This is a genomic window from Halotia branconii CENA392 (assembly GCF_029953635.1).
Classification (GTDB): Bacteria; Cyanobacteriota; Cyanobacteriia; order Cyanobacteriales; family Nostocaceae; genus Halotia; species Halotia branconii.
Genome location: NZ_CP124543.1, coordinates 4,099,634 through 4,112,178, shown reverse-complemented (window position 1 = coordinate 4,112,178; position 12,545 = coordinate 4,099,634). Strand labels below are relative to the sequence as shown.

Genomic DNA, 12,545 nt, shown 5'->3' with positions numbered 1-12,545 from the left:
TTAGTTCGAGCGCCCTAGATGGTTACTGAGTTTCGACTACGCTCAACTACCGCGTAGTCGAAGTAAGGGCGGGGCAAGTCTTGGACATGCTACGCGAACATACCCCGAAGTTCTGATCGGAGGAAGCCTCCGCTCAGACTTCTCTCCATGTTCCGCTGCGTTCCACGGCTCTAGGACAGGGCTTGCTCAAGAAAGCTAAGAACCCCCTGCCCCTCCGCTTCTTCGGTCACTGAGCGTCTTGCCTTGACTTGTACTGAGCGTAGCCGAAGTAGCGCAGTCGAAAGGAGCCGAAGTGCTGCCCCCCTGCGGTCTTAATGATAAGTCTTTTGAACATGATACATCTCTACATCATTGAAGCTGCAAACTTTTATTTGCTAAGATTTTCAATGCAGAAACATTGAAACTAAGCAACTCTTCATCACTATGCCAACATCTGCAATTGACGGTAAAGACATAGCAGCCATCCAAGCAGCGACAGAAGAAGTTGCTATATGCGATCGCTCACTTTGGGGAAGAATCCGTGTTTCTGATGATGACCGGATTAGGTTTTTACACAACCAAAGTACTAACGACTTTCAAAGCCTCAAACCAGGACAAGGCTGTGATACTGTCATGGTGACATCCACCGCCCGTACAATTGATTTAGTCACAGCCTACGTTCTTGATGATGCAGTATTACTACTGGTTTCACCTAATCGTTGTGAATTTTTGATGCAATGGTTAGATCGTTATATTTTCTTTGCTGACAAAGTGAAATTAACAGATATTACCAGCGAAACCGCAACCTTCAGCTTGATTGGGCCAAAAAGTGATGTTGTCATAGAAAAGCTGGGTGCTAAAGCAATTATTGGTCAACCCTACGGTAATCATTTGTTAGTTAAAGAGGAAATCATAGTTGCAGTAGGTAGCGGCTTAGCTTCTGCGGGATATACGCTGATTTTACCAGCTTCCGAAAAACAGCAGGTGTGGAATCAAATTTTAGAATTAGGGGCAGTAGAATTGAGCGATCGCGCCTGGAATACGTTACGCGTACTACAAGGTCGTCCAGTCCCAGATTTGGAACTCACAGATGATTACAACCCTCTAGAAGCTGGTTTATGGCAAACCATTTCTTTCACCAAAGGTTGCTACATTGGTCAAGAAACCATTGCGAGATTAAACACATATAAAGGTGTAAAACAACACCTTTGGGGTATCCGCCTCAATGCTCCTGCTGAAGTAGGAAGTGCGATCGCAGTTGGAGATGAAAAAGTTGGCAAACTTACCAGTTACACCGAAACTGCTGATGGTTACTTCGGATTGGGTTATGTTCGCAGCAAAGCTGGTGGGGTTGGTTTGAAAGTTCAAATAGGAGAAACCGAGGGTGAAATAGTAGAAATTCCCTTTGTTTCTCACGATTACCCTGATTAGATGTTGCTGGATCAAGTGAGTAATCCGATTTGATTTCTCAGTAAAGGCGATCAATCGCTAGCAAAAAATATCCCCTACCTCAGTATTAAAGCTAATAGCAGACAACAAAGGTAAGGGTTTTATGATATTTAATTTATAGAAAAATCTATTTAACAGAGACCGCATCAACATCAATGGTGCTAGCTTGAGAAGTAGAACCTTCTGAAGTATAAGCAACTTCAGTATCAGTGACACCCTTACGAGCTTTCCAGCCTTCAATCACTAGCCCAGACACTTCAGAAACTAACAATGTCAAAAGAAAAACATCATCAATTTGCCCGACAATAGGTAAAAAATCTGGGGCAATATCAATAGGGCTAATCAAATAAACTAGTGTTCCTAAAATTACCCACCAACGGTACTTAGGATTACGAAGCGTGTTGCGATACCAACTGTAAAGCGATTGGATTGAAAATTTCATGTTTTTAACCTCCAGCTATTTTTAATCTTGACAGATTAAGTTATAAATTCCCGGTGGGAATAACCGCCCTTGTTAGTCTGGAAGATACTACTCGTCATCAATTAATTAGATATCCGTTTCTCAACTATTAACATCAAACCTTTCAATTTTCCATCTTCTGTAAAACTTTGGCTTGTACGGCATTTATTATCTTGATTGACAAGATTAATCATTTCCGTTGCCAATAAATTACCCGTAGCTTTATTCCAGACATTAAAAATGATAATGTTATCTGCATGTTCCCGTGCAATAGTGGTAAAACCTCCCCATGCAGGAACATCTAATGCTTCTATTTCTATTTCATCATTACTAATTACCTTCCCAACAAAATCGTTAGTGACAATTCGACCATCGGCGTAATAGTAAGTATTTGTTTGTAGCCATTGATTATCAACTATCTTTTGGGTGATTTCTGCTTCAAAACGTTCTGTCTCTTGAGCATTAGCATCCATTCTGATCCAGTAACCTGACCAAGTGCCAACATGTTTAGGAAAAACCTGAAAATCACTCAATTGTTTTGGCATATTACTAATACAAACAAAATTTGTCTATCTACTTTTTCTTGATGATGGATTGATTATTGACAAGATGGTAATTTATCACGTCTTTTTGATCTATCAAACAATCTTAACCAAAACGTATTTTATCAACTCTTACAACAATCCCCGATAACGAATAAAAACTAAAATAACTGCCCACGAACCCAATGCAACTTTAATAGCAACTAAAATATTTAGTAAGGGAATAACTCCGCCACTAACTAGTGCGCCCATCTCTCCGTGGGGTAACTCTACTCCGACTAAAGTTATGACCGCCAATACAATGAAAATCAGTACCGAAACTTTCTCCCACATAGCGGCGTGCCAGCGTTGGTAAATTGCTTGCATCCATTCTGGAGATGAGGTAATTGCCACAAGACCAATCGCCGTTCCACCAGCTACCCCAGCCGCAAAACCACCGCCAGGACTCAGATGTCCCCGAATTGCTAGTTCGATACTGACTAAAGCGGTAATGGTCGCACCCAAACGCGCCAGTATAATGGATGGTTGATCGGTGAAACGATAAACTGTGCTTAATGGTTTTTCATTCGCTAGGAGAAAGTATGCACCCATGATGGCGATCGTAAATACCACCACCTCAAAGATAGTGTCATACAGCCGATTCCTGAAAATGATTCCCGAAACTCCATTAGGTATGCCACTATCTTGGACAACCGTTTCAACGATAGAAATATCCTGTAAGTCTGGTGCAGGATTGGGCATAATCAAGAATTTGACAAACAAAGCTATCCCCGCAACAATGTAAATCCATTTCATAGATGCTCCGTTCATAATTTACTAAATACCAGCACCATCTAGAAACTGCTGAATTGCTTTATCTCGGAGATTACACACAGGAGACTCTTGTACTAGTTGACCGTTTTGGGCAGCTAAGTTATCTGATAAGACAGGAGTTTTTGCAGGAGAATGAAGTCCTTGGAGATGTTGGATTTGTTGTTCTAGCGACTCAATGCGGTCAACTAAAGCGCGAATGACTTCAGCTTCTGAATCTGGCAAGTTGCTGTGTTCTAGAGGAGCAATCCGCACTCCAGAGCGGTAGACAATACGACCGGGTACACCGACTACAGTACAGTCAGAAGGTACGTCCCTCAGAACAACTGACCCAGCGCCAATACGGACATTGTTGCCAATTTGGATATTGCCTAGTACTTTCGCTCCAGCTCCTACAACAACATTTTCACCCACAGTAGGGTGGCGCTTACCGCATTGCTTCCCTGTGCCTCCCAAAGTGACACCTTGATAAATTAGAGCATAATCGCCTACGATCGCAGTTTCACCAACGACCACACCCATACCGTGGTCAATAAACACACCCTGTCCAATTGTTGCGCCTGGGTGAATTTCAATTCCGGTCAAAAACCGAGCGATGTGAGAAGTCAGGCGGGGGATAAAGGGAATACCAACATGATGCAGCCAGTGAGCCAGTCGATGAAATAGCAGGGCTTGCAAACCGGGGTAACAGAACAAGACCTCCAACCAGTTACGGGCAGCTGGGTCACGCTCAAATATGATACGAAAGTCAGCACGTAGTGTAGATAGCACGAGATAATACCCTCGGAAAGCAAAACTAGCTTACCCTCCCATATTATCGTTTCAAGGGTAATCTTTATCAATTGGGCATGGGTAAAGAAGCAGAGGGGCAGGGTGCAGGGTGCAGAGGGGAATGAAGAATGTCTTGAATTTGTTCATAATCTTTGCTCCCTGATCTTTTTCCTCTTTTCTTGCTTCTTCCCTAGCCTCTAGCCCCTAGCCCCTAGTCCCTCTGCTTACTGCTTGACGGTTATAGTATAGTTACGTTTGACACCAGCGTTAAAAGTACCAACCCAAATTCGATAGGTTCCTTTTTTCCAGTCGAGGTCATCAATGCTGGCATCTTTACTTTTACCAGTGTCATCACCACAGCGAATAATGTTATCGTTTGGCCCTTGAATAAGTAAAGTAGTATCAAAGCCGCGACTGTTGACTAATATTTTGAGGTGAGAAAAGTCTTTTTCTAAAATCATAATGTGATCGGGTTTAGGATCGGCGAAGCCAATACAGGCTTTGCGATCGCGATCGCGGTTACTTAAAGCAGACAATGAAAAAGAACCGCCTGTATAGCCTGTAACTTTTCCCTTAATTTGCTCAAAGTCTGGTGCAAGACTAAAAGTACTAAAGTTTGGTGTTTCTGCTATTACAGGTGTAGTAGTTATAGCGGTCAGTACAGCTAATAACCAACCGCCTCGAAAATTAAGTCGGGGGCGACAATATTTCATATTAAGTTTCCAACAGGCTTTTATATTTGTAATGATATATACATATTTTATTTGAAAAATTCCAGAGATACCCCTGCTTTATGTGGCACATTTTCATGTGCCACAACTAGACTATGCTCAATGATTAACTAAGGTTGATAGGATGAGAAAAAGGTAAATATTTTCCCATTCTGAAAAATTATTTTGTCAGATGACTACTTTTCAAGTTGCTTCTCCTTTAATTGCGATCGCTCAAAAAACCCGTCAAGCTGCAACTAAGCTGGCCATTTCTTCTACTGACACTAAAAATCAAGCGATTGAAGCGATCGCTCAAGCTTTAGAATTGGCAAAAGATGAAATACTGCAAGCAAATCTTGCTGATTGTCAAGCTGCTGCGGAAGTAATTCCCCAGCCACTTTATAAACGTTTGCAATTAGATGAACATAAGTTAAGAGATGCGATCGCAGGAGTGCGAGATGTCGGCAAGTTAGCTGATCCAGTAGGTAAAATCCAAATTCACCGCGAACTCGATACAGGCTTAATTTTGAAGCGGATTACTTGTGCTTTGGGTGTTTTAGGAATTATTTTTGAAGCACGTCCAGAAGCAGCAATTCAAATTGTTTCTTTGGCGATTAAATCGGGTAATGGCGTAATTTTAAAATGTGGTAAAGAAGCTGTTCGTTCTTGTGAAGCAATAGTTAAAGCAATTAAACAAGGATTATCTCAAACAGCTGTTAATCCGGATGCTGTACAGTTACTAACCACTAGAGAAGAAACTAGAGAACTTTTAAATTTAGATAAATATGTAGACTTAATTATTCCGAGAGGTTCTAATTCTTTTGTCAGATTTGTCCAAGAAAATACGCGGATTCCAGTATTAGGCCATGCTGATGGGATCTGTCATTTCTATATAGATAAAATGGCTGATATGGATAAAGCTGTAGACATTACAGTCGATGCGAAAGCACAATATCCTGCTGTTTGTAATGCGATTGAAACTTTGTTAGTTCATCAATCGACTGCTGCTAAATTCTTACCAAAAGTAGCCCAGGCTTTGCAAGAATGCCATGTAGAATTAAGAGGTGATACACGCACCTTGGCTATTTTACCTAACATTGTGGCTGCTACAGCAATAGACTGGGAGACAGAATACAGCGATTATATTTTGTCGATTAAAATCGTGGATTCTCTAGAAGATGCGATCGCTCATATTAATGATTATGGTTCTCGTCATACTGATGCGATCGTTACAGAAGATGCTACGGCTGTGGAAACTTTCTTTGGAACTGTCAACTCAGCGAATGTATTTCATAATTGTTCGACTCGCTTCGCTGATGGTTTCCGCTACGGTTTTGGTGCAGAAGTAGGGATTAGTACTCAACAAATGCCTCCTCGTGGCCCTGTGGGTTTAGAAGGATTGGTGACATACAAGTATCAAATGACAGGTAATGGTCATATTGTAGCAAGTTATACTGGAGCTAATGCTAAGGCATTTACTCATCAAGATTTTGTATAAACAATCTTAAGTTTTGAGCTAAAAAACTGGGAGTCAGAAGTTTTCTCAACTCCTGATTCCTAACTCAATCTGATGGGCATAAATTACAACAGCTACTAAGCTACCTCACGAGTGCTATAAAAATCGTTGGGATCTAAGTCAACAGGAAATAAAAAAATTTCCTTATCGAAGGATAATGCTTTATAGGAAAGCTGGACTGCTTTCTCCAAGGTACAAAACTTGATTGGAACCCATTGGCTATTCCAGAAAAAGTAGACGGTGACACGAACTGGTGTATTTTCTCCCAATGGAATTGGAAGTTGCCAAGGTGAAAACACAATATATAAAACTCATTTTTTATGTACTCATATCTAACTTTGGCAGTAGCAGCAAAAAAGAACAACTGTCATAAGTAAGAAATAGATTATATTGCAGCTTCAAACTAATGCTTTGAGTAAAGCTTGAAGCTTAAGTTGTACCTCTGCAAACTCTTTTTCGGGATCGGAACCAGCGACTATCCCAGCACCAGCATATAACCTAGCGCGATCGCCATCGATCAATGCTGAACGAATGCCAACTATAAATTCACAGTTTCCCTGAGAATCTATCCAACCTAGAGGCGCAGCATATAAACCTCTCTCAAAGCTTTCATAACGACGAATTTCGGCACAGGCGACATCTCTGGCTGCACCGGCAACGGCTGGTGTCGGATGCAGTTGGGAGACAATCTTTAATGGGTGGACGTTAGTAGGAACTACGGCACTAATTGGTGTCCATAAATGCTGAATGTTAGATAATTGTCGCAAGCGTGGTGCTAGTATTCGAGGTAACAAACCTAACTGTGATAAGCGTTGTGTAATAAAATCAATCACTAGCAAATGTTCATGTCTTTCTTTTTCACTATTAAGTAAATGATTCGCATTAGCTGCATCTTCGGCTGGGGTTTTACCTCTAGGTGCAGAACCGGCCAAAGCATCAGTAATTAACTGTTGGTTATGAATACTAATTAATCTTTCTGGACTGGCTCCAATAAAGTTTTGTCCTTTACCATTGCTGGTAGAAAAAATATAACAGTTAGGATGTATTTGTCGGAGATTATCTAAAGATTTATATAAGTTAAAATGATTTTTTGATTTGACATCTAATGCATCAGCCAGCACAATCTTACTTAAACGACTAGAATTAATTTTTTCTAGGGCAGATACAACAGAGCGTTTAAATTGTGCAGAATTAGTAACAGGTTTTTTACGATATTTTACAGGAAAATAATCAAGCTTTGAAGAATGATACTCTAAAGAGTCTATAAGTTTCAGCTTATTCTGCAAATTTTGGATAATCTTCTGCACATCTACCCTGGCGTTGACAATTATATTATTTACTAATGTGCAGTGCTGATTCTTAACAGCTATTTGCCAACGAGGTAGGAAAATAGTAGCAGATGGAAATGGATAATTGACTTGAGAATTTTGATCAAAAAAGCTGAAATAACAAAAAAAATGAGAACCTGCAAAGGGTTGATTAATATTACCAAAATTAACTATATTTTTTAGACAAGATTTGATAAAATCTTCAGCTTGCATAAAACGCTCTTGTCCATCAACTTGCAATTTTGCTACAGCATCAATGGCTGCGATCGCTTCTTCTTTACCTTTATTCTCAAAGTAAAAATTTATTTCATTTGCTTGCGTAAGTTGATCTAATACAACTAAAGGATCTACCCAGTCAATATCTAGCGAAATACTGACAATTTGCTTGCAATCATTTTTGAGACAACTTTTTTGAACGGATAACAGAAATTGATATAAATCTTTGTGTTTAACAAAGAAGTTGTTACGACATGGTGAAACTGTCATGGATTTAGCAATAGTAAACTTTTTTTAAGTTATCTTCCTAAAGTGTAATTAAACGTGGTCGTATTTCTACAGGTAACATATTAAGTTGCCATTTCACCAGAGTATGGTCTGTCTTGTTTGTGGTGTTCTCAGACGCTGGCAAGCCATGCCCTACTTTGGGTTGCAATTAAAAAGTGATTGTTACTAAAGGGAGGTTAACCAGTCACAGCAAAAGTTATAAGATTTCGCACATAACTAACATCTTGTGTATCTGAAAATTGTAAAATTTCACGTAATAAGTAAATTGCTGGTAATTAATTAATCACAAGTAATGACTACAAAGCAGGTTTCACATCCTAAAACGAAGTTATGGATGGCGGCAATTAAACCGCCAATGTATAGCGTTGCGATTATGCCCATTTGGGTAGGAACAGCGGTTGCCTTTGCAGAAACCAAGATTTTTAATCTAGTAGTATTTTCCACTTTTGTAGCTGCGGCGATTTTAATTCTGGCCTGGGAAAATATTAGTAATGATGTCTTTGATTCGGAAACAGGAATCGATCAAAATAAACATCATTCTCTAGTAAATTTAACTGGTAACAAGCGACTAATATTCTGGTTAGGAAATTTAAGTTTAATTTCGGGTTTGTTAGGAATAATAGCGATCGCTACTTGGCAAAAAGACCCCACTGTCATCTGGATAATTCTACTATGTTGTGGTTTAGGCTACGTTTATCAAGGGCCGCCCTTTCGCTTAGGATACCAGGGTTTAGGCGAGATAATTTGCTTTTTTGCTTTTGGCCCTTTAGCAGTCACGGCAGCATATTACAGCCAAACCTCAACTTGGTCAATGACAAGTTTAGCAGCCTCGATAATTGTAGGCATTCCCACAACTTTAATTTTATTTTGCTCCCACTTTCATCAAGTTAAGGATGACATAGCCGCGGGCAAGCGATCGCCTGTTGTCCGGTTGGGTACGGTAAAAGCTGCTCAACTGCTGTATTGGTTCACTGGCAGTATTTATCCTTTTACTTTACTGTTTGTGTTACTGGGCGTTTTCCCAAGTTGGACATTGTTAAGTTGGCTAAGTTTGCCTTATGCCGTTAAGTTATGCCGTCATGTCCAACAAAATCATTATTTACCAGAAAAAGTTAGTAACTGTAAATTCATCGCCGTCAAAATGCATTTTTGGAGCTGCTTATTGTTCGGTTTGGGATTTATGATTTAGTCAGTGGTCAGTTGTCAGTTGTTAGTGGTTAGTTGTCAATAGCAAAACACCAATAACTAAGCTGTTAAACATTTAATTTGCACATTGAGGCCGCAGGGGGGCAGGGAGCAGGGGGCAAGGGAGAGGGTTTGCAGCTTTTATTACCATTAACATGATGCAATTTAAATGACGATTAGCTTAATAACTGATAAACCTAATGAGTTAACTTGATTTTCATGTGGTAAATTATAAATTTAAATTTCGTCCTTATCAGCGAAAATTTGCGCGATCGCTGACTACCAGTCATGGTAATTGGGATATTCGTAAAGGTATTATCCTTCGTCTTAGCGATGAAACAGGTAAAGTCGGTTGGGGAGAAATTGCCCCCATTAGTTGGTTTGGTTCGGAAACTTTAGAACAAGCTTTAGATTTTTGTCATCAATTACCAACAGAACTCACAGAAGAAATAATTTTTTCCATCCCAGACGAGTTACCTGCTTGTCAGTTTGGCTTTGAGTCAGCGCTAGGGGAAGCAGGGGAGCAGCACTTCGACTTCGCTCAGTGGGCAGGGAGCAGGGAGCAGGGGAAGAAAATAACCAATGCCCCATGCCCAATGCCCAATAGCGGTTTATTGTCAGCTGGAGAAGTGGCATTAGCACAATGGCAAGTGCTGTGGGAGCAAGGATATCGGACGTTTAAATGGAAAATTGGGGTAGATGCGATCGCTCAGGAATTAAAAGTTTTTAAATCACTTGTTCACAGATTACCAAGTTCTGCCAAGCTGCGATTAGATGCTAATGGTGGACTTAGTTATGAAGAAGCGAACTTATGGCTAGAAACTTGCGATCGCCTCTGGGCAAATATTGAGTTTATTGAACAGCCTTTACCTGTTGAAAAATTTCCGCAAATGTTGGAATTGAATAGATGTTATGCAACTGCGATCGCTTTAGATGAATCTGTCGCCACACTTAAGCAACTCACTACCTGTTATGCAAAAGGCTGGCGAGGAATTTTTGTGATAAAACCGGGGATAGTAGGTTCACCATCGCGTCTTCGGCAGTTTTGTCAACAGCATAAAATAGATGCTGTATTTTCATCAGTATTTGAAACTGCGATTGGTAGACAAGCTGCCCTCCAATTAGCAACAGCATTATCCCAAAAAAATAGGGCAGTTGGTTTTGGCGTTAACCACTTTTTTGCCCAAGAGGAAACTTGGTTACAAGATCTATGCAAAGACCTTTAGCATATCTCAATAACTATACTGAATCTGACTGGTTGATTGGTGGCAACAGCTATCAATTTCAGCAACTAGCCGAAATATTATATTTAGAATTAACTCAGTTATTAACTAATAAAATACCACCAAAAATCATTTTATGTGAACGCGAACCAGTAAGATTTTTAGCAGGTTTTATCGCCGCTTGTGCTGCTGGTTGTCCAGTATTTCTTTGTAACCCCGATTGGGGAAAACAAGAATGGCAACAAGTCTTTGAGTTAATACAGCCCGATATTATTTGGGGTATGGGGCATAGGAATAATGCCCCATGCCCCATGCCCCATGCCCCATGCCCCATGCCCAATCAAATCATGATTCCTACAGGCGGTTCGTCAGGACAAATTAAATTTGCCATCCACACTTGGGAAACTCTAATGTCATCTGTAGAAGGATTTACTGAATATTTTCAGCTAAAACAAGTCAATTCTTTATGTATATTGCCGTTATATCATGTTAGTGGATTAATGCAATTTATGCGTTCCTTCACTACTGGAGGTCAACTAGCAGTTACATCATTTAAAACAATAGAATCTGGTAAAAATTACAAAATAAATCCTTCAGATTTTTTTACATCTTTAGTACCAACACAATTACAACGTTGCTTACAAAATCCCCAATTAACAGAGTGGATAGCACAATTTCAAACTGTACTTTTGGGAGGCGCGCCAGCGTGGCCAGAACTACTAGAAAAAGCCAGATTTCATCATATTCGGTTAGCGCCTACTTATGGCATGACAGAAACCGCCTCTCAAATTGCTACCCTTAAACCCGATGATTTTCTTAATGGAAAAATTAGTAGTGGTCAAATTCTACCCCATGCTAAAGTAACAATTTGCAATCAGCAAGGTTCGGTTTTAAGTTTCCATCAGACAGGAAATATTACTGTTCAAACTAAATCTCTAGCCCTTGGTTATTATCCTCAAATCGAGGAAAATCGAGATTCTTTCTCAGTAGATGACTTAGGTTTTTTAGACGAACAAGGTTATTTAAATATTGTCGGACGTAACAGCGACAAAATTATCACAGGTGGAGAAAACATCTACCCCATAGAAATTGAATCAGCTATTCAAGCAACTCAAATGGTTGTTGATGTTTGTGTAATCGGTATACCAGATAAACACTGGGGGCAAGTATTAACAGCCCTTTATATTCCCAAAGATTCAAACACATCTAACTTAGAAATTCAAACCCTACTCAAAAACAAACTCAGTAAATTTAAAATACCTAAATACTGGATTCCTCAGCAAAACTTACCCCGTAACTCCCAAGGTAAAATCAATCGTCAACAACTACAGCAAATAGCCCAAAAATTCCTACAAAACCTCTCTTGACTTTCTTCTCTCCGCGTTCTCTGCGTCTCTGCGGTTCATTTCCAACCACTCAATTATCTCATCAGGTAACTCTTGCTTACTTCTACTACTTACATCAATACAAACGTGTCTAGTAATTGCTTTAGCAAGCAACACATCAGTATTATTAACTTCGTAAGTAATTTCAAACTTATCAACGCTGAGTTTTTGGGGAATTAAGCTAATTACTAAATTATCACCGCAAAACATCGGACGCAAAAAATCCACATTAGCATGAACAATAGGAAAACCCACAGATGCATTAGTAAAAAAGTCTTTGAGATTAATACCTGATGCTGCTAGAGATTCTTCGTAAGCTTCATGACAGATACTTAAAACGTTAGCAAAATAAACTACCCCAGCAGCATCAGTATCATGAAAACGAATAATGCGATTATAAGTAAAAGGCATTTTTCAAAATCAAAAATAGCAGGCTTATAACCTGCTTTACAACATAATTTTACGATAATAGCGATTATTTTAAAGGGTGATATATGTCTTCAGAAGTGGGATTGAGATAAGGGCGCTGCAAATCAATTAAATGGCGCGTAAAATGTTGATCAATTACCTTCATCTTTTCTTCAATCGCATTCTTACCTTTTTGCCAAGCTTCTAACAAAGCATAAAGAAACAGCGCGACACAAGCGTTTGTAGACCTCTACTCACAAATAGCTACTTGTTTG

At 39.7% G+C, this 12,545-nt stretch carries 13 protein-coding genes and 1 pseudogene; 5 read left to right on the top strand and 9 right to left on the bottom strand.

Going from position 1 to position 12,545, the window contains the following annotated elements:
- Positions 1 to 423: 423 nt before the first annotated feature.
- Positions 424 to 1,410, top strand: coding sequence for a CAF17-like 4Fe-4S cluster assembly/insertion protein YgfZ (ygfZ, locus tag QI031_RS18095; protein ID WP_281481048.1), 987 nt, complete (start codon positions 424 to 426; stop codon positions 1,408 to 1,410).
- A 145-nt stretch (positions 1,411 to 1,555) separates the two neighbouring features.
- Here ygfZ and QI031_RS18090 read toward each other — a convergent pair whose 3' ends face one another.
- The 5 genes from QI031_RS18090 to QI031_RS18070 form a co-directional block, all read right to left on the bottom strand.
- The gene (locus QI031_RS18090) at positions 1,556 to 1,870 is read right to left on the bottom strand and encodes a YkvA family protein (RefSeq protein WP_281481047.1); all 315 of its coding nucleotides are present in this window, start codon (positions 1,868 to 1,870) and stop codon (positions 1,556 to 1,558) included.
- A 101-nt stretch (positions 1,871 to 1,971) separates the two neighbouring features.
- On the bottom strand, positions 1,972 to 2,433 hold the full coding sequence (locus QI031_RS18085) for a DUF3598 family protein (protein ID WP_281481046.1): 462 nt from the start codon (positions 2,431 to 2,433) through the stop codon (positions 1,972 to 1,974).
- Positions 2,434 to 2,562: 129 nt separating this feature from the next.
- Positions 2,563 to 3,225, bottom strand: a complete 663-nt coding sequence (locus QI031_RS18080; protein ID WP_281481045.1) for a Na(+)/H(+) antiporter subunit B — start codon at positions 3,223 to 3,225, stop codon at positions 2,563 to 2,565.
- A 21-nt stretch (positions 3,226 to 3,246) separates the two neighbouring features.
- Positions 3,247 to 4,011 (bottom strand): serine O-acetyltransferase, encoded by a 765-nt coding sequence (cysE, locus tag QI031_RS18075; protein ID WP_281481044.1) that lies wholly within the window; start codon positions 4,009 to 4,011, stop codon positions 3,247 to 3,249.
- A 224-nt stretch (positions 4,012 to 4,235) separates the two neighbouring features.
- Positions 4,236 to 4,724: a hypothetical protein gene (locus QI031_RS18070; RefSeq protein ID WP_281481043.1), complete on the bottom strand. Its 489-nt coding sequence runs from the start codon at positions 4,722 to 4,724 to the stop codon at positions 4,236 to 4,238.
- A 190-nt stretch (positions 4,725 to 4,914) separates the two neighbouring features.
- Here QI031_RS18070 and QI031_RS18065 point away from each other — a divergent pair, with 190 nt between their 5' ends.
- On the top strand, positions 4,915 to 6,219 hold the full coding sequence (locus QI031_RS18065; protein WP_281481042.1) for a glutamate-5-semialdehyde dehydrogenase: 1,305 nt from the start codon (positions 4,915 to 4,917) through the stop codon (positions 6,217 to 6,219).
- Between the two features lie 95 nt (positions 6,220 to 6,314).
- On the opposite strand, the gene QI031_RS18060 is transcribed toward QI031_RS18065, so the two are convergent.
- Together QI031_RS18060 and QI031_RS18055 are read right to left on the bottom strand one after the other, a co-directional pair.
- Positions 6,315 to 6,536 carry a hypothetical protein gene (locus QI031_RS18060; RefSeq protein WP_281481041.1) on the bottom strand — a complete coding sequence of 74 codons (222 nt, stop codon included), beginning with the start codon at positions 6,534 to 6,536 and terminating at the stop codon, positions 6,315 to 6,317.
- Positions 6,537 to 6,635: 99 nt separating this feature from the next.
- Entirely contained in the window at positions 6,636 to 8,051 is a 1,416-nt protein-coding gene (locus tag QI031_RS18055) for an isochorismate synthase (protein ID WP_281481040.1), read from the bottom strand.
- Between the two features lie 310 nt (positions 8,052 to 8,361).
- On the opposite strand from QI031_RS18055, the gene menA reads away from it, so the two are divergent.
- The 3 genes from menA (at position 8,362) to QI031_RS18040 (ending at position 11,844) form a co-directional block, all read left to right on the top strand.
- Positions 8,362 to 9,258, top strand: a complete 897-nt coding sequence (menA, locus tag QI031_RS18050; RefSeq protein ID WP_281481039.1) for a 2-carboxy-1,4-naphthoquinone phytyltransferase — start codon at positions 8,362 to 8,364, stop codon at positions 9,256 to 9,258.
- A gap of 217 nt (positions 9,259 to 9,475) precedes the next feature.
- Complete coding sequence (locus QI031_RS18045) at positions 9,476 to 10,480, top strand: o-succinylbenzoate synthase (RefSeq protein ID WP_281481038.1); 1,005 nt, start codon at positions 9,476 to 9,478, stop codon at positions 10,478 to 10,480.
- Positions 10,465 to 11,844 carry a 2-succinylbenzoate--CoA ligase gene (locus QI031_RS18040; RefSeq protein WP_281481036.1) on the top strand — a complete coding sequence of 460 codons (1,380 nt, stop codon included), beginning with the start codon at positions 10,465 to 10,467 and terminating at the stop codon, positions 11,842 to 11,844. Before QI031_RS18045 ends, QI031_RS18040 begins: the two co-directional genes overlap by 16 nt.
- Here the strand turns inward: QI031_RS18040 and QI031_RS18035 are convergent.
- Complete coding sequence (locus QI031_RS18035) at positions 11,827 to 12,273, bottom strand: acyl-CoA thioesterase (protein ID WP_281481035.1); 447 nt, start codon at positions 12,271 to 12,273, stop codon at positions 11,827 to 11,829. The genes QI031_RS18040 and QI031_RS18035 overlap by 18 nt on opposite strands.
- Positions 12,274 to 12,337: 64 nt before the next feature.
- Positions 12,338 to 12,484, bottom strand: a pseudogene (locus QI031_RS31745) (T3SS effector HopA1 family protein); the annotation flags it as partial.
- Positions 12,485 to 12,545: the final 61 nt, after the last annotated feature.

Excerpts from the sequence above, each read along its gene's own strand:
- QI031_RS18040 (WP_281481036.1), top strand. The coding sequence starts at position 10,465 with ATGCAAAGACCTTTAGCATATCTCAATAACTATACTGAATCTGACTGG.
- ygfZ (WP_281481048.1), top strand. The coding sequence starts at position 424 with ATGCCAACATCTGCAATTGACGGTAAAGACATAGCAGCCATCCAAGCA.
- QI031_RS18085 (WP_281481046.1), bottom strand. The coding sequence starts at position 2,433 with ATGCCAAAACAATTGAGTGATTTTCAGGTTTTTCCTAAACATGTTGGC.
- QI031_RS18035 (WP_281481035.1), bottom strand. The coding sequence starts at position 12,273 with ATGCCTTTTACTTATAATCGCATTATTCGTTTTCATGATACTGATGCT.
- menA (WP_281481039.1), top strand. The coding sequence starts at position 8,362 with ATGACTACAAAGCAGGTTTCACATCCTAAAACGAAGTTATGGATGGCG.
- QI031_RS18070 (WP_281481043.1), bottom strand. The coding sequence starts at position 4,724 with ATGAAATATTGTCGCCCCCGACTTAATTTTCGAGGCGGTTGGTTATTA.
- QI031_RS18055 (WP_281481040.1), bottom strand. The coding sequence starts at position 8,051 with ATGACAGTTTCACCATGTCGTAACAACTTCTTTGTTAAACACAAAGAT.
- QI031_RS18080 (WP_281481045.1), bottom strand. The coding sequence starts at position 3,225 with ATGAAATGGATTTACATTGTTGCGGGGATAGCTTTGTTTGTCAAATTC.
- QI031_RS18065 (WP_281481042.1), top strand. The coding sequence starts at position 4,915 with ATGACTACTTTTCAAGTTGCTTCTCCTTTAATTGCGATCGCTCAAAAA.
- QI031_RS18090 (WP_281481047.1), bottom strand. The coding sequence starts at position 1,870 with ATGAAATTTTCAATCCAATCGCTTTACAGTTGGTATCGCAACACGCTT.